Here is a 16,081-nt window from a genome sequence, read left to right as displayed (position 1 = left end):
CGCCGCTCCGTGTGCGGGCCTCGGTCGGTCTTGGACGGGTCACCGAAAGACGGACCGCTATTCGTTTGTGTATTCCTCCACAACCGTCGCCCCCAGCTCGCGCACGATCAGGTCATGGCCGGAGAGCGCGGAGTCGACGAGATCCGGATCGTCCTCCTCCGGAATGTCGTCTTCCGGTGCCACGGGGGGCTTCGTGGGCGCGACGGGTCTGTTGTCGGGCCGCTCCGAGCGGTCGGGGCCGCTCCGGCGCTGGGACTCGGATCGCGCCGTACCCGGACCGGTCGGGCCTTGGGGCGCGGGGGCGGCGGGCGACGGCCCTGACGCGTGCGCGGGCTGGCCGGGGCGCTGTGTCTGCGTGGCTGCCGGGGTGGCCGGGGCGGCGTTCGAGGCGGAGGGGGCGCCGCCGTAACCGCCGGCTCCGCCCCCGTACCCACCGCCGCCGGGTGCGCTCGCCCCACCTGGGCCGGCCGCGCCACCGCCGTAGCCACCACCAGGGCCGGAGCCGGGGCCTGGGCCAGGGCCGGGGCCTTGGCCGCCGTAACCGCCACCGCCGCCGCCTCCGCCCGCCGGGGGCGCGGCGGTGCCGCCCGACGGGTCGACGATCGCCTCGATCTTCCACTGCACATGGAACTGCTCGGAGAGCGCCTGTTTGAGCACGTCCTCGCTGCCGCTGCTGGTGAAGTTGTCGCGGGCGCCCGCGTTGATGAAGCCGACCTGGAGTGTCGTGCCGTCGAACCCCGCGACCTGCGCGTTCTGGCTGAGCAGGATCCAGGTGAAGCGCCGGCGGTTCTTCACGGCCTCCAGGATGTCCGGCCACATGCTCCGCACCTGACCGGCGCCCTGTGTCATGCCGGGGGCCGGCGCGGCGGCAGCGGGCTGGGGAGCGGCCGGCGCGGACGCGGGCCCCGGCGACGATGCGGCCCCCTGTCCCTGCCCCTGCCCCTGTCCGGGCGCGGACGCGGTGGGCCAGCCGCCGGGACGGCGCCCCGGAGCCTCCGGCGCCGCGGCGGAGGGCCAGGCACCGGGCCGCTGCGACTCGGCGGCGGGGGTGGGTGCGGGTGCCGACGGGGGCGCGGACGGCGGCGGAGAGGCGGGCGCCGGAGCGGCATGCTGCATGGGCGGCGATACGGGCGCGGGCGCCGACGGCCCAGGCATCACGGTCGGTACGGGCGCGTGCGCCTCGGGCCCGGGGACGTACCCCGTCGCGGGACCGGGCCCCCCGGCCGAGAACGCGGCCCCCGCGACCGAAGCGGCCGCGGCCGCCCCGCGCTCCAGCCGGTCGAGCCGTGCCTGAACCGACCGCTCGTCGTCGAAGGCCGCGGGCAGCAGCACCCGCGCACAGATCAGCTCCAGCTGAAGCCGGGGCGAGGTGGCCCCGCGCATTTCCGTGAGCCCGGTGTTGACCAGGTCGGCCGCCCGGCTCAGCTCGGCCGCGCCGAAGACCGACGCCTGGGCCCGCATCCGCTCGACGACATCGGCGGGGGCATCGATCAGCCCCTTCTCCCCCGCATCCGGCACGGCGGCCAGAATGACCAGGTCCCGCAGCCGCTCCAGCAGATCGGCGACAAAGCGCCGCGGGTCGTTTCCGCCCTCGATGACCTGCTCCACGACCTCGAACGCCGCGGCCCCGTCCCCCGCCGCGAACGCGTCCACCACCGAATCGAGCAGCGACCCGTCCGTATAACCGAGCAGGGCCGTCGCCATGGCGTACTTCACACCGTCCTCGGCCGCGCCCGCGAGCAACTGATCCATGACGGACATCGAGTCCCGCACGGACCCGCCACCGGCGCGTACGACCAGCGGCAACACCCCGTCGGCGACCGGGATCCGCTCCTTCCCGCACACCTCGCCGAGATAGTCGCGCAGCGTCCCCGGCGGGACCAGCCGGAACGGATAGTGGTGCGTACGCGACCGGATCGTGCCGATGACCTTCTCGGGCTCGGTGGTCGCGAAGATGAACTTGAGATGCTCCGGCGGCTCCTCGACCACCTTCAGCAGCGCGTTGAAGCCCGCCGAGGTGACCATGTGCGCCTCGTCGATGATGTAGATCTTGTAACGACTGCTCGCCGGCCCGAAGAACGCCTTCTCACGAAGATCACGGGCATCGTCCACACCACCGTGCGACGCGGCGTCGATCTCGATCACATCGATGGACCCCGGCCCGTTCCTGGCCAGGTCCTTGCAGGACTGGCACTCCCCGCACGGCGTCGGCGTCGGCCCCTGCTCACAGTTCAGACAGCGCGCGAGGATGCGTGCACTGGTCGTCTTCCCACAGCCGCGCGGCCCACTGAACAGGTACGCATGATTGACCCGGTTGTTCCGCAGGGCCTGCTGCAGCGGGTCAGTGACATGCTCCTGCCCGATGACCTCGGCGAACGACTCGGGGCGATAACGGCGGTACAGCGCAAGGGACGACACACCTACGACGATATCGGCCCCCTACGACAACGCCCCCCTGCCGCCACCCCCAACACAAGCACCCCCCACGCACCCGCCAGAGCCAACCTACCCTTGCTGCCTTCCGGCCCTGGGGGAGTTCAGTCAGATAGCGCCACGTGAGGGGCTCCGCCCACAGTACCCGATGCGGGAGGCCCGGATCGAGTTCGCGAGCACTCCCCAGCGTCTTGTATTGTTTGCGGCGGAGGATTCGCCTAGTGGCCTAGGGCGCACGCTTGGAAAGCGTGTTGGGGGCAACCCCTCACGAGTTCGAATCTCGTATCCTCCGCCATTGCTCTCACCGGGCAATACGACGAAGGCCCTGACCAGTCTCGACTGGTCAGGGCCTTCGTCGTGTGTGGGTGCGCTGTCTTCGCCCGTTTCTGGGGGCGTTCTTATGGGATTTGGATGATCGTCTTGCCAGGGGTGCGCCGGTCGGGGGCGAAGGCGGTGGGTGCCTCGGGGAGTGGTCGTACCGCACCGATGATGGGCTTGAGTCGTCCGTCCCTGAGCCGGTGGGCGAGGTCCGTGAGTCGGGCGCGATCGGGTTCGACGACGAAGAAGACGGCCCGTCCGTCGGTGGGCCGGACCGTGGGTGGCCCGGCGATGGTGACGAGTGTCCCGCCGGCGCGAACCAGGGCGGCCGAGCGGTCGAGGATCTCGCCGCCGATCACATCGAACACCACGTCCACCTCGCCGACGTCCTCCAAGCGGTCGGCCTGGAGGTCCAGGAAGGCGTCCGAGCCGAGACGCAGTGCCGTGTCCCTGTCGGTGGCCCGGCCCGTGCCGATCACTCGGGCTCCCCGCTCGTGTGCGAGCTGCACCGCGATCGATCCGACACCGCCCGCCGCGCCGTGGATCAGGACGGTCTGTCCTGTCGTGAGCCGCGCGTGGTCGAACAGACCTTGCCATGCGGTCAGTCCGGAGATCGGCAGCGCGGCGGCCACGGTGTGATCGACGTCCGCCGGCAGTGGGGCGAGGTTGCGGGCCTCCACCGCCGCGTACTCGGCCAGTGATCCGTTCCGGGTCCAGTCGGCGAGTCCGAACACTCGCTGGCCGACGGTGAGGCCGGTGGTGCCATACCCCAACTCGGCTACGACACCTGACAGTTCGTGTCCTGGCACGCTCGGGGTCCGGTCGCGGCCCGCGCGGTCGCACCACGTTCCGGGCCAGTCGAGCTCGCCGGGGGTGAACCCCGCGGCATGCACGCGCACGATCACGTCGTTCTCAGCGGCGTGCGGATAGGGCATGTCCGACAGGGACAGTCCACCGACACCGGCGTCACGGTCTCGGACGATGATGGCTCGCATGGCGGATCCTCGCTCGGATGAGGTTCTTTCGAGCACAGGCACACAGGTGCCCGTTCAGCACGGTCGGACAGGCAGCCGACGACCCATCACACCGCCCGGTGAGCGGCGGGGCCACTTGCCAGGGCGGGCAGGAGGTCATTTGCCGTCGTGATATCGACCGTACGCTCAAGGCGGCCCATCCGCGTGGGCCATTTCCGCGGTATTGCGTCGGGCCACTTGCCTACGCCTCGGCGAGCAGTGGGTCGAAGGCGGTCGAGCGGCGGCGGCCCGCCATGAAGGAGAGGAAGTCCTTCACAAATGCGCTGCGGGAGTACGTCGCGGCGGCGTCCGCAGCGGCGTCGGCATCGGTCATCGTGCGGCGGAATCCCGTTCGGAACAGGGCCCGGTACTCGTCCGCGTCGATGCGCTGGTTGCCGTCCGTGTCGGTGACGCTGAAGAGCACCTCGGCGACCCTGATCAGCGCGGGGCCGGCGAGGGAGGGGACGGCAGCGGCGTACTCCTCCTTGCTGACGCGGCCGTCGCCGTCGAGGTCGAGAGCCGCCTGGAGCTCCCTCCACCACTCCGCGTACGCGTTGTAGAGCTTGGTCTCCTCCGGCTCGTCCAGATCGAGGCGGGAGGACAACTCCCGTGCCATGGCGGCGAGATCGGGCCAGTCCAGATAGCCGTCCCCGGTCTGGTCCAGTACCTCGGTGAAGAATTCCTCGGCGCTCCGCCGCGCCTCGGTGCCCCGCCGCGGCCCCGCCTCCTCCGCCGGACCGTATTCCGCCGGACCGTGCTCCGCCGGAAACGGTGTGACCAGCCGGAACAGGGCGCCGGCCCTCTTCATCCGGCCGCGCAGCTCGTTGAGCGTCGCCGCGCGCGGGTCGTCGCTGTCCGGGGACAGGTAGAGCAGGTTGGTGATGTTCTCGGCCTGGAGCCAGCTGTCGGGCAGGAAACGCGCCAGGCCGACGCCCAGGTAGGCGCTCTGCATCAACGCCTGGGCACCGGGGATTTCGGGCAGACCCGCCCGTCGGCGGAAGGGTTCGGGGAGAGACGCCACGGTGATCGTGCCGAGGACCGGACCGGCGAGCGCGCGACCCGCCGCCCATACGGTGGGCAGGCCGTGCAGCAGAGGCGGCGCCGGGAGATGGTCGAAGAGTTTGTAGAGGATGACGCGCAGGGCCTCGGTGTCCTCCAGCTCCTCCTGGACCGTGTGGTCGTAGTACTGCCAGAACTCCTTCAACGTGGGCGGCAGATGACCGCCCTGGTCCCCCAAGACCCCGAGATACGCCTGGAATTCGGCGTAGAGCTGTTCCATGGTGGTCCGGTCGAGTGGCTGACCGCTCAGTCGGCACATGGTGACGGAGCTCTCGAAGAGTGTCGCGACCACCCAGGCGCGGACCTTGGGGTCCATCGCGTCGTACGGCCGGTTCCGCGCGTCCGTACCGCTCAGCCTCGCGTGCAGGCGGTTGAGCCGCGCCGCCTCCCTTCGGCGCGTGTCGTCGTCGGCGCCGAACATGCGCTGCAGGCTGACGAGGGTGTTGCGCAGCCGCCGCCACGGGTGCGCCACGAACGTCGAGTTGTCGATCAGGGCCGCGCCGATCTGCGGATGGGCGGCCTCCAGCACCGTGGCCCTGAGTACGGCCAGGGCCCAGCGCGGATCGTTGAAGAACCGGTGGAACTGCGCGTCGGGGCCGAACAGGGAGCCGGGCTGTGTCTCAGAAGGTGTCTCAGAGGGTGTCTCAGGGGGTGTCTGAGGAGGTGGCCCCGAGAGGTCACCGTGGTGACCGGTGGCTTCGGTACGTGCGTCCTTGGGGCGGCTGCCGGGGCCTGTATCCGTCACGAGTGAGCTTCTCCGTTCGCGTGCGGCGTCACGCCGCCGAAGCGGCGATCGCGTTGCCGGTAGGTGTGCAGGCACTCCAGGAAGTGCGGCGCGCGGAAGTCGGGCCAGAGCACCGGCGGGAACATCCACTCGGCGTAGGCCACCTGCCAGAGCATGAAGTTGGAGATGCGCTGTTCGCCGGAGGTCCGGATGAGGAGGTCCACATCGGGTGTGTCGGGAAAGGGCAGATGAGCGGCGAAGAGCCGCTCATCGACGGCGTCGGCCGGCACCCCGTCCCGGATGAGGGATCGTGCCGCCTCGACGATGTCCCTGCGTCCGCCGTGATCGAAGGCCACGGTCAGCGTCATGCCCCGGTTCCTGCTGGTCAGCGTCATCAGGTCGGTGAAGTCCCGGGCCAGCGGTCCGGGGATCCTGGGGTCCGTCACCCCGAGGAACCGGCAGCGGATGCCGCGCGCGTGCAGCAGCGGGGCGTGTTTACGTACCACGCGGCGCACCAGTCGCATGAGGAAATCGACCTCGCCGCTCGGGCGTTGCCAGTTCTCGGTGGAGAAGGCGTACAGGCTCAGCCACTCCACCCCCGCTGTCCGTGCCGCCTCGATGACATCGATCACCGTCGCCTCCGCCGCCCGGTGACCCGACGTACGGGGCAATGACCGCCGTGCCGCCCACCGGCCGTTCCCGTCCATCACGCATGCGACATGACGTGGCACAGTTTCCTGCCGGTCCTCGGCGGCCGGGTGAGGCGGGGGTGCGGAGGCCGACGACGAGGCGGAGGTGCCGTCGGCGTCGGTGTCGCCGCCGGTGTCGCCGTCAGCCTCGGCCTCGGCCTCGGCCTCGGCTCGTTCAACCGTCATACGTGCTGCTCCCCCGCGATCGGCCCTCAGCAGATTGCCGGTCCCCGACCCCGCGCACATCGCGATCTCCGCACATTCACCCTTAGTACGTCAGTACGATTTTCGGTGCGGCGCACGAACGCGACCACCCCTGTCCAGGTCTCCCGGCCGGGCAGTCGGCTACAACCATGCGGCACTGACGCGAGTCTGACTGTTCGTCAGATAGCCCTGACCGTCCGTACGCGCGCCGCCAGGGGTGCGCCGAGGTGGCAGGGGCCTCTCTCTCGCCGTAAAGGAACGCCCACCGATGCATACACGGCACCTACTGCGTACCGCCGCCGCCTCGCTGACTCTCGCCGCCACCCTCCTCACCACCGGAGCCGCCGGAACCGCCGGAGCCGCCGACTCGGCGGAATCGACCGGTACGGCCTCCGGCTGGGAGCTCTCCCTTTCCGGAAACAGCCCCGTTGAGTCCCTGAAGTCGGTCTCCGCCCTCAGCGAGGATCTTGCCTGGGCGGTCGGCAGGAAGGCTCAGCACGGCGTCATCATGCGCTGGGACGGCGAGAGATGGAGCGAGAACACCGCTCCGGGGCTTCCCGCCGTGTGGGAGTGGTCGTCGGTCAGCGCCGTCTCCGCCGACGACGTCTGGGCCTACGGCATGGTGAACAGGGACCAGGTCCTCGTGCACTACGACGGCGAGCGCTGGAGCACCGTTCCCACCACCGGCCCCTCCGACGACTCCTGGCCCGAGGTCCCGATCAAGGCCGTACCGGGGCGGCTCTTCAAGGGCGGCAATGCCCTCTACACCTACGCGGACGGCGCATGGCAGACGTTCGCGTTGCCACCGCTCGTCGACATCCGGGACATCGACGCCCTGTCGGCGGACGACGCCTACGCGACCGGCATGCGCTACCCCGTGAACGGCGGCCATCCGGTGACCTACCACTGGGACGGTACGACCTGGACCCTGCTGGAGGAGCCTCCCGTACGAGCCGGTACGGACACGGCCAAGATCGCGGCGGACTCCCCGGACAGCGTCTACGTGGCCGGATGGTCCGACGGCCCCGACGCCGGCCCGCCCGTCCCGAGCGTCACGCACTGGAACGGGACCGCCTGGGAGGACATCACCGGTTCGCTCGCCGGCCTCTACCTCCACGCGATCGCCCCGGACGGCCGCGGCGGTCTGTGGGTCACCGGCAACGACCAGTCCGAATCGCCCCGCTCGTGGCCGGTGTTCTGGCACTACGACGGCACGAGCTGGACCAAGCAGCCCGGAGCCACGGCCCCCGACGGCGACACCCGGTATCCGTCCTACACCTTCTACGATCTGGCCCCGGCCGGTGACTCCGGAGCCTTCTGGGCCGTCGGTGACTACACCACGCCCATGGACTCCCACGGCGATCAGACGGTCAACGGCCTGATCGAACGCTCCACCACGCTCCCCCTCACGCCCGACCCGCGCTGACCGACCCGTCGGGACCACCGCGGCCCGGCGGCTCGTCTCGGCCCGGCGGCTCGGCGCGGCCCGGCCGCTCGTCGCCGCCCGGCCGCTCGTCGCGGTACCAGAGCGTGCTCCGCAGATCGGCGCCCCGTACCAGCTGGATCCGCCAGGGATCGATACGGATCACGTGGTACTCGGGATCCTCGGGTCCGCCGCGCCAGTACCGGGCCGGGTCGTACCCCACCCCCGGCGGACCGCCCTCGACATACACGTCCCAGGCGTGGCGTCTGGACTCCTCGTCCTCGGCCCAGGTCGAGACGCTGTCGACGAAGGCGGCGTTCTGCCGGGGGCTCCAGTACGCGTACGTGGTGTGCGGATTGCCCGCGAGGTGGGCCGTCTTGACCGGGGTCCTGTAGACCGCGAGCCAGCCGACCGGGTGGCCGTCGACGACTTCCCAGACGGGGAGCAGCACGCGGGCCCTGGGACGGTTCTCGCGGTCGACGGTGATCATCGTGGCGTAGGTGATGGAGCGGACGTAGCTGAAGAAGGTGTCCTGGATCTCGGCGAAGGCACTGGCTCGGTCGGCCATGAAGGGCTCCTCACACTGGTCGGGCAATCCGGCGGTCGGGCGATCGGGCAGCCCGGCGATCCGGCAGCCCGGCGGTCAGCGGGCAGCGGGGGTGTCGGGGCGGGCCTGCGCCTCCCCGTACGCGACCGCCGAGCCCTTCCGCGACCGCAGCCCGAAAGCGCTGACGAGGGCGGCGAGCAGGGCCGCCGCGAACGGGACGACCAGTGCGGCGTGGTATCCGTCCAGCAGGGCCGCCGGCGAGTCCGCGTCGGTGGCCGCGACGTTCACGGCGGTGACCGCCGAGAGCCCGAGCGCGGCGCCGAACTGGAACGAGGTGTAGAGCAGGCCGCCGGCCAGCCCCTGTTCACGCTCCTCGATACCGTCCGTGGCGGCGATGGTGAGCGGGCCGTACGCCAGCGCGAAGGCCAGCCCGAGGATGATCAGGCTCGGGAACATCATCGGATACGTCCAGTCGGCGCCGACCGGCAGGAACAGCGCGTAGGCGAGCGCGGCCAGCAGCAGACCGCCGAAGATCACCCTCGCGTTGCCGAACCGGGCCACCAGCTTCGGCGTGAGCGTGGGCGAGAGTATGGCGTCGATACCGATGACGATCATCGCGAAGCTCGTCTGGAGCGTCGACCAGCCGCGCAGCTCCTGGAGATACAGCACCACCAGGAACTGGAATCCGAAGAAGCCGGCCGCGAACAGCAGCGCGGAGAGGTTGGCGCGCACCAGTGGTCCGACGCGGAAGATGCCCAGACGTACGAGCGGAGAGGCCGAGCGCCGTTCGACGGCGACGAAGACACCGAGGAGGGCCAGGCCCGCCGCGAGCGTGCCGAGCGTCCAGCCGATCCCCGTGTGGGAGGCACGTTCGACGCCGAGGACGAGCAGCACGATGGCCGCGGTGATGGTGACCGAACCCGCCAGGTCCACGCTCTCCCCGGTCCGGTCCGGCCGCGGCGACCTGGGCAGGAGCGCGAGCGCGGCGGTCAGGACGAGGAAGGACAGAACGACCGGCGCGAAGAACACCCACCGCCAGTCGACCGCGGTGAGCAACCCGCCGACGACCAGACCGATCGAGAAGCCGCCCGCCGCCGTGCCGGAGTAGACGAGCAGGGCCTTGTCGCGGCGCGGGCCCTCCTCGAAGCTCGTGGTGATGATGGACAGTCCGGCCGGGGTCATGAAGGCGGCGGCGACGCCGGTGACGAACCGCGCGACGATCAGCGTCCAGCCGTCGGTGGCGAACCCGCCGAGGCCCGAGAAGAGCAGGAAGACGGTGAGCCAGAAGACGAACATCCTGCGGCGGCCGAAGAGGTCGGCGGCCCGTCCTCCGAGCAGCATGAAGCCGCCGTACCCGAGGACGTACGCACTCATGACCCACTGCAACTCGCCGGTGGACAGGCCGAGTTCGGAGCGGATGGAGGGGAGGGCCACATTGAGCATGGCCACGTCGATGCCTTCCAGGAAGATCGCACCGCACAGGACGAACAGCACGCCCCAGTCACGCGTACTCATCTGAATTCCTCGATGGTGTAGGGAAGTCTTGGCTCGATCACCATCGATCAGCGGCTGTGGGGGAACAACGGCGAAGATCGCAACGTTCGTCAAGCCAGGCTTACCGATCCGGCCCGGCCCGACCTGGCCGGCGCACCGATCCGGGGGAGCTATGGAGCGCGTTGAACCGGGGGCGACCATGGAGCGCGTTGAACTGGAGTGCTTTCTCATCCTCGCCGAGGAGCTGCATTTCGGCCGCACCGCGGACCGGCTGCGGCTGTCCCGGGCCCGGGTGAGCCAGCTCGTCCAGCGCCTGGAACGCCGCGTCGGCGCCCCGCTGTTCGTCCGTACGAGCCGCCGCGTCGCCCTCACCGCCCTCGGCCGGCAGCTCCGTGACGACCTCGAACCGCACCATCGCGCGGTCGGCGCCGCCGTCGCGCGTGCCGCCGCCACCGCGCGCGGCATCAGTGGCGTGCTGCATGTCGGGTTCTCCACCCCGCTGGCCGGCGAGATCGTGATGAAGGCCGCGGAGGCGCTGCGCGCCGGCCATCCCGAGCTGGGCGTGGAGATCTGTGAGGTGCCGCTCTCGGATCCGTTCGGGCAGCTGCGCAGCGGCGAGTTCGATGTCCAGCTCACGGAGTTCCCCGTACGGGAGGACGATCTCGGCGGGGGCCCCACCCTGCTCACGGAGGGGCGCGTGCTGGCGGTCTCCGCCGGGCATCCGCTGGCCGCCGGAGGGAAGGTGTCGCTCGAAGACCTGGCCGAGGTGCCGTTGCTCACGATCGCCGGTGAACTCCCCGACTACCGGCTGGAACAGCGGGTGCCCGCGCACACGCCCAGCGGCAGACCGATCCGTCGCGGCCCTGCCGTCACCCATATGCAGGAGGCGCTCATGCTCGTCGCCGGTGGCAAGGGGGCCCTGCTGTCGGCCGCGCACACCGCCACATACTTCACGCGGCCGGGCGTCACGTACCTGCCCTTCGAGGACGCCGAACCCATCGGGTACGGCCTGGTGTGGCGGGCCGGGGACGACACCGGCGCCGTCCAGGTCTTCGCGCGAGCGGTCCTCGAAGTGACGAAGGACCCCCAACTCGCCCTCTGATAAACCGCTTTCACTCATCCTGATGAATGCCTCGGCACTTCACGGGACGCACCGCCCCCTGCCTCGCACAGTGGAAACGCCTACGCGCGTGCACGATGCGTGCACGCCGGTCAGGGCCTGACGGAGGGCGAGACACCATGCGTACGGAAGCACTCGACCGGGTCAAGCTGGTCTTCACACTCTTCGACGTCAACGGCAACGGATATCTCGAAGCGGACGATTTCGAGCTCATGGCGACGCATGTCGTCCAGGCGGTACCCAGCGCCGACGACGCGGCGAAGAGCGCGATGGTCGCCGCGTTCCGGACGTACTGGACGACCGTGGTCGGCGAACTGGACGCCGACGGCGACGGCAAGGTCGGCCTCGACGAGTACGTGGCCTGTGTCCTTTCTCCGGAGCGCTTCGATGAAGCGGTCGACGAGTTCGCCGAAACACTGTCCGCGCTGGGCGATCTGGAGGGCGACGGACTGGTCAGGCGGCCGACATTCGTCGCGCTCATGACGGCCATCGGCTTCCGGCTCCCCAACATCCACTCCCTCTTCGACGCGTTCGGGCCCACGGACGCGGACCGGATCGCGCGGGTGACCTGGGCCGATGGCATCAGGGACTACTACGACCCCACCAAGGCCGGCATCCCTGGTGACCATCTGGTCGGTGAACCGGCGCTCTGACCGGCCTCAGAACGGGCGCGATCGCTCCGGGCTTGGGGTGGACGACGACCGGCCTCACTCGTTGTGCGGCGCCCTCACTCGTTGTGCAGCACCTTCGCGATCGTCAGCCGCGCCGCCGAGCGGGCCGGGACCAGGGCGCCGAGCGCCGCGATCACGATGCCCGTCAGGGCGAGCGGGGCCAGTACGGAGGCCTGCCAGACGTCCGTCATGGAGGCGGGGAGGCTGACGTCCGCCGCGTCGGTCATGGCGGGGATGATCAGTTCGTACGCGCCGATGCCGGCCGGGATGCCCAGCGCGCCGCCGACCGCGCCGAGCGCCGCCATCGAGGTCACCACCATCACGCTCACCTGACGCGGTGTCATGCCGAGGGACTTGAGCGTGCCCAGATCCCTGCGCCGCTCGCGGGTGTTGAGGAGGGCGGTGTTGAAGACACCCAGCGCGGCGACCGTCGCGAGGAGGACGGTCAGCGCCGAGGCCGAGCCGATGATGACGACGGCGTCGCGGTTCGTCTCGGAGAGGGCCAGGGGCCTGAGCCCCGGGTCCGCCGCCCTGACGGCCGCGTTGTAGGTGTCGACGGCGGTGCCCGGGGCGAGCTGGACCTCGTACTGATTGGCCTCGCGGTCCGGTGCGAACGCGGTCAGCGTCTCCCAGTTGGACTGGAGCCGGTCGGGCATGCCGTCCATGGTCTCGCCGACGATCGTGGCGGACGCCTTCCTGCCGTCCAGCGCGAAGGTGACCCGGTCACCGACCTCCAGGCCGCGCTTGTTCAGGAACGCGGGCGACGCCACCACCTCTCCCGGGCCCTCCAGCCAGCGGCCCTTGGCGATCGTCTCGCCCAGGGTGTCCGAATCGCCCCGGAAGAACTGGCAGTTGATGGTCTCCGTGTACCCGGCGAGGTTGACCTCGATCCACGCGTCGGCGGTCACCCGGACCGCGCCGGGCAGCGAGCGCAGCAGGGCCTCCGTCTCGGCGTCGCCCTGCTTCGGCGCGGGCTCGCCGAACTGCGGCTTGCCCACATGGACCACGGTGTGTACGTGCCCGACCCGCTGCGCGGCCTCGCCGTACGCGGTCATCGTGCTGGACAGTCCGGTCGCCAGCGTCACCGTGGTCACGCCGAGGACGACGGCCGCCAGGGTCAGGACCGTACGGCCCGGCCGCGCGAAGGGCAGGCCAAGCCCCAGGCTGACCGAGCGCGGCAGCCGGGTGCCCGCGAGCCGCCGCTGTACGCGCTGTCCGCGTCCGGCGCGGGGCGAGCTGCCCGCGCTGATCGCCCTGGCCGCCGGGAGCCGGTGCGCGCGCAGCGCGGGGGCGAGCGCGGCGAGGACGACCAGGACGGGCATCCCGAGCAGCGTCACGCCGTACACCCATGGGCTGATGCCCACGGCGAGATCCTCGGTCCCGATCCCCATGAAGACGCTTTTCAGGAGGGGTTGTGCCCCGATGCCGCCGAGTACGGTGCCGGTGACACAGCCGACGGCCCCCGGGACGAGCACCATCACCAGATAGACGGAGACGACCTGGTTCGGTGTGAAGCCCAGCGCCTTGAGGACCCCGATGTGCCGGAGCCCCGCGACGACCGCGCCGCTCACCACATTGGCGACGATCAGGACCGCCACCACCAGGCCGAGGATCCCGAAGGCCAGCAGGAAGGGCACATAGGCGGAGGCCGTGCGGCCGACATCCCGCTTGATGCTGAGGTACGACTGCGAGGCGAGCAGCGACGCCGACGGCAGGTCCGCCATGGCCGAGGCCATCGCCTTCTCGATCCCGCCGTCCGTGGCGGAGGCCGAGCCGGCGAACCGGTAGAGCATCTGCGTCGCGGTCGGGTGCAGGGCCCCGATCTGGTCGGGGGTGACCCAGCCCTGGGCGGACCGGCTGAGACTGCTGGCCCAGCCCACGACGGTGAGTCGCGGTCCTCCGGGGACGCTGATCACCGTGCCCAGTTCCCGGTCGGCGCCCTGCGCCTGGAGGACGATCTCCCCGGGGCGGGTGACCCAGCGGCCGGCCAGCAGGCGCACCCGGTCCACCGGACCGGCCGGGTCGGCGCGTCCGACGACCGTGAGAGGGCCGGTGATCACGCGCGGAGCGGCCGGGGCCCCGGATTCCGTACCGGCGCCGCCCCCGGTCCCGGTTCCGGACCCGCCCCCGGCCCCCTCCCCGGCGTCGGGAACGGTGATGACGGCCTGCTCGAACGGACCGGCCGCGGCCTCCACCCCCGGCCGCCGCGCCGTCGCCCCCAACCGCGCGTCCGGGACCCCGGCCCGGTCGAACGAGGCGACCACATGGGCGCCGCGCTGCTGTGCGAAGGCGCGGTCGAAGGGCGCCGAGGCGGCTTCGAGCAGCCCGAGTGCCACGACGATCGCCACCGTGGAGGAGAAGACGACAAGACCGATGACGATCGTCTGGAGCCTGCGCCGCCGTACGGCCGCGCGCGAGGCCCGCCACACGGCGCTCACGCGGTCCGCCCCGAAGTGTCCGGAGCCGCCTGGCCCGACGGAGTCGACGGAGTCATCGCGAGGGCCTCCGCCGTGATCCGTCCTGTCTCTTCTGCGGTTTCGGTAACCATGGCAAGAAGCTTGGGGGGAGCGGTACGGCCCGTACGTCCCTCCCCGGAGGTAATCTCCGGGCCGCGTCATCCCACGGATGTACGGCGCTGGATCCGGGGATGGATGCGCGTCCAGGGGGCCGTCTGAGAAGGTGGGATCCGTGGGGATATCCGGGACGGGCGCGCTGGTCGCCGCCCTCGTGGCGGCCTGTGCGGTCGCCGGCCGGCTGGCCGTGGCGCTCGTACGGGCACGGCGTCTGCACCGCAAGGCCCTGGGGGACCGGCGCTGGCTCCTCGAACGCGAACGCGAGAGCGCGGCCCGTACCGCCGTCGACACCGAACGGGCCAGGATCGCCCAGGAGTTGCACGACATCGTCAGCCACAACGTGAGCGTCATGGTCGTCCAGGCGGGAGCCGCCCGCGAGGTGCTGGCGACGCTGCCGGACGAGGCCGAGACGGCGCTGCGGGCCGTCGAGGGCGCGGGCCGTGACGCGATGACCGAACTGCGTCATCTGCTGGGGCTGCTGGCGCCGTCGCAGAGCGGCGAGGACGGGGAGGACGGGGAGGACCCGGACGGCTCCACCGGCGCGGCGGCCCTGTCACCGCAGCCGAGCCTGAGCCGGCTCAGCCCGCTGATCGACCGGATCGCGTTCGCCGGGCTGCCGGTCGAGGTGCGCATCTCCGGGGAGCCCCGCCCGCTCCCGGCCGGGATCGATCTCACCGCGTACCGGATCATCCAGGAAGCCCTGACCAACGCGCTCAAGCACGGCGGCGCCGAGCAGGCGGAGGTGACGGTGCGGTACGCCGACCACTGTCTGCGGGTCGAGGTGCTGAACAGCGGGCCGAGCGTGCTGTCCGGGCACCGGCCCGCGCCGGGAGAGCCGGCCATGGACGGGAGGGGCGGAGCGGGGCGCGGCCTGCTCGGGCTCCGGGAACGGGTCGCCGTCTACGGTGGCGATCTGGACGCCAGACGGCGCCTCGGCGGTGGCTACCGCGTACGCGCGCGGATTCCGTTGGACCGGCCATGAGCGCCGTACCCGACACCGCGCCCGGCACCCCGTCCGAGCCGGTCCCGCGTGTTCTGATCGCCGACGACCAGGCCCTGGTCCGTACCGGCTTCCGGCTGATCCTCACCACGCGCGGCATCGAGGTGGTCGGCGAGGCCGCCGACGGAGCCGAGGCCGTCGCGGCAGCCCGTCGGCTGCGCCCGGACGTGGTCCTGATGGACATCCGTATGCCGAACATGGACGGACTGGAGGCAGCCCGGCGCGTCCTCGAACAGAACCCGGAGTGCCGGGTGCTCATGCTGACCACCTTCGACCTCGACCGTTATGTCTACGCCGCGCTGGCCCTCGGCGCGAGCGGCTTCCTGCTGAAGGACGTCACCCCGCAGCACCTCACCGCCGCCGTACGCCTCGTCAACACCGGTGACGCGCTGCTCTCCCCCTCGATCACCCGGCGCCTCGTCGAACGCTTCGCCTTCAGCGACCACCGTCCAGGCCCTCCACCCGGCAGTCCGCCCGGCCACCCGTCCGGCAACCGGCCCGCCCGCGTGCCCGGACCGCCCGCCGTCCATCGCGATCTCACGGCCCTGACACCTCGCGAGCTGGAGGTCCTGACCCTCATGGGCGGCGGCCTCTCCAACGCCGAACTCGCCCGGGAGCTCACCCTCAGCGAAGCCACCGTGAAGACCCATGTCGCCCGGATCTTCGCCAAGCTCGCCCTGCGCGACCGCGCCCAGGCCGTGGTCCTGGCCTACGAGACGGGTCTGGTCTCGCCCGGGGGCCCCGCCGTCTAGGGGACGTCCAGGGGCACGTCGTCACGTTCCATCGGCCCGCCCGCACACGGTGCGTACCGCC

The 16,081-nt window shown here is 71.2% G+C and carries 12 protein-coding genes, 1 tRNA gene and 1 other RNA gene; 6 read left to right on the top strand and 8 right to left on the bottom strand.

What is annotated here, in order from left to right; all coding sequences use genetic code 11:
* Positions 1 to 57: 57 nt before the first annotated feature.
* Both M1203_RS22875 and ffs read right to left on the bottom strand, forming a co-directional pair.
* A complete protein-coding gene (locus tag M1203_RS22875; protein WP_249951633.1) occupies positions 58 to 2,418 on the bottom strand; it encodes a DNA polymerase III subunit gamma and tau in 2,361 nt (786 codons plus the stop codon).
* A 51-nt stretch (positions 2,419 to 2,469) separates the two neighbouring features.
* Positions 2,470 to 2,568, bottom strand: an RNA gene (ffs, locus tag M1203_RS22870) — signal recognition particle sRNA small type.
* A gap of 72 nt (positions 2,569 to 2,640) precedes the next feature.
* Here ffs and M1203_RS22865 point away from each other — a divergent pair.
* Positions 2,641 to 2,728: transfer RNA gene (locus M1203_RS22865), tRNA-Ser, on the top strand.
* A 103-nt stretch (positions 2,729 to 2,831) separates the two neighbouring features.
* On the opposite strand, the gene M1203_RS22860 is transcribed toward M1203_RS22865, so the two are convergent.
* The 3 genes from M1203_RS22860 to uppS all read right to left on the bottom strand — a co-directional run bounded on the left by M1203_RS22860 (position 2,832) and on the right by uppS (position 6,254).
* Positions 2,832 to 3,746, bottom strand: a complete 915-nt coding sequence (locus M1203_RS22860) for an NADP-dependent oxidoreductase (protein WP_249951632.1) — start codon at positions 3,744 to 3,746, stop codon at positions 2,832 to 2,834.
* A gap of 220 nt (positions 3,747 to 3,966) precedes the next feature.
* Positions 3,967 to 5,427, bottom strand: a complete 1,461-nt coding sequence (locus M1203_RS22855; RefSeq protein ID WP_249951705.1) for an oxygenase MpaB family protein — start codon at positions 5,425 to 5,427, stop codon at positions 3,967 to 3,969.
* A gap of 137 nt (positions 5,428 to 5,564) precedes the next feature.
* Entirely contained in the window at positions 5,565 to 6,254 is a 690-nt protein-coding gene (gene uppS, locus M1203_RS22850) for a polyprenyl diphosphate synthase (RefSeq protein ID WP_249951704.1), read from the bottom strand.
* A 454-nt stretch (positions 6,255 to 6,708) separates the two neighbouring features.
* On the opposite strand from uppS, the gene M1203_RS22845 reads away from it, so the two are divergent.
* The gene (locus tag M1203_RS22845; protein WP_249951631.1) at positions 6,709 to 7,866 is read left to right on the top strand and encodes a hypothetical protein; all 1,158 of its coding nucleotides are present in this window, start codon (positions 6,709 to 6,711) and stop codon (positions 7,864 to 7,866) included.
* Here the strand turns inward: M1203_RS22845 and M1203_RS22840 are convergent.
* Both M1203_RS22840 and M1203_RS22835 read right to left on the bottom strand, forming a co-directional pair.
* Complete coding sequence (locus M1203_RS22840; protein WP_249951630.1) at positions 7,847 to 8,431, bottom strand: pyridoxamine 5'-phosphate oxidase family protein; 585 nt, start codon at positions 8,429 to 8,431, stop codon at positions 7,847 to 7,849. The genes M1203_RS22845 and M1203_RS22840 overlap by 20 nt on opposite strands.
* Positions 8,432 to 8,506: 75 nt before the next feature.
* Entirely contained in the window at positions 8,507 to 9,925 is a 1,419-nt protein-coding gene (locus M1203_RS22835) for an MFS transporter (RefSeq protein ID WP_249951629.1), read from the bottom strand.
* A gap of 151 nt (positions 9,926 to 10,076) precedes the next feature.
* On the opposite strand from M1203_RS22835, the gene M1203_RS22830 reads away from it, so the two are divergent.
* Entirely contained in the window at positions 10,077 to 11,006 is a 930-nt protein-coding gene (locus tag M1203_RS22830; protein WP_249951628.1) for a LysR family transcriptional regulator, read from the top strand.
* Positions 11,007 to 11,143: 137 nt separating this feature from the next.
* On the top strand, positions 11,144 to 11,677 hold the full coding sequence (locus M1203_RS22825; protein ID WP_249951627.1) for an EF-hand domain-containing protein: 534 nt from the start codon (positions 11,144 to 11,146) through the stop codon (positions 11,675 to 11,677).
* A 74-nt stretch (positions 11,678 to 11,751) separates the two neighbouring features.
* On the opposite strand, the gene M1203_RS22820 is transcribed toward M1203_RS22825, so the two are convergent.
* Positions 11,752 to 14,133 (bottom strand): ABC transporter permease, encoded by a 2,382-nt coding sequence (locus tag M1203_RS22820; RefSeq protein WP_249951626.1) that lies wholly within the window; start codon positions 14,131 to 14,133, stop codon positions 11,752 to 11,754.
* A 250-nt stretch (positions 14,134 to 14,383) separates the two neighbouring features.
* Here M1203_RS22820 and M1203_RS22815 point away from each other — a divergent pair, with 250 nt between their 5' ends.
* A complete protein-coding gene (locus M1203_RS22815; RefSeq protein ID WP_249951625.1) occupies positions 14,384 to 15,250 on the top strand; it encodes a histidine kinase in 867 nt (288 codons plus the stop codon).
* Positions 15,247 to 16,020, top strand: a complete 774-nt coding sequence (locus M1203_RS22810; protein WP_249951624.1) for a response regulator transcription factor — start codon at positions 15,247 to 15,249, stop codon at positions 16,018 to 16,020. The genes M1203_RS22815 and M1203_RS22810 overlap by 4 nt, the downstream gene beginning before the upstream one ends.
* The last annotated feature ends 61 nt before the right edge of the window (positions 16,021 to 16,081 follow it).

The organism is Streptomyces sp. 35G-GA-8, assembly GCF_023534745.1.
GTDB lineage: Bacteria > Actinomycetota > Actinomycetes > Streptomycetales > Streptomycetaceae > Streptomyces.
Note: the sequence above shows the minus strand (reverse complement) of the source record. Positions and strands in the feature narration are given on the sequence as shown.

Coding starts and splice junctions, on each gene's coding strand:
- M1203_RS22810 (WP_249951624.1), top strand. CDS start 15,247: ATGAGCGCCGTACCCGACACCGCGCCCGGCACCCCGTCCGAGCCGGTC.
- M1203_RS22830 (WP_249951628.1), top strand. CDS start 10,077: ATGGAGCGCGTTGAACCGGGGGCGACCATGGAGCGCGTTGAACTGGAG.
- M1203_RS22845 (WP_249951631.1), top strand. CDS start 6,709: ATGCATACACGGCACCTACTGCGTACCGCCGCCGCCTCGCTGACTCTC.
- M1203_RS22840 (WP_249951630.1), bottom strand. CDS start 8,431: ATGGCCGACCGAGCCAGTGCCTTCGCCGAGATCCAGGACACCTTCTTC.
- M1203_RS22860 (WP_249951632.1), bottom strand. CDS start 3,746: ATGCGAGCCATCATCGTCCGAGACCGTGACGCCGGTGTCGGTGGACTG.
- M1203_RS22835 (WP_249951629.1), bottom strand. CDS start 9,925: ATGAGTACGCGTGACTGGGGCGTGCTGTTCGTCCTGTGCGGTGCGATC.
- M1203_RS22825 (WP_249951627.1), top strand. CDS start 11,144: ATGCGTACGGAAGCACTCGACCGGGTCAAGCTGGTCTTCACACTCTTC.
- uppS (WP_249951704.1), bottom strand. CDS start 6,254: ATGGACGGGAACGGCCGGTGGGCGGCACGGCGGTCATTGCCCCGTACG.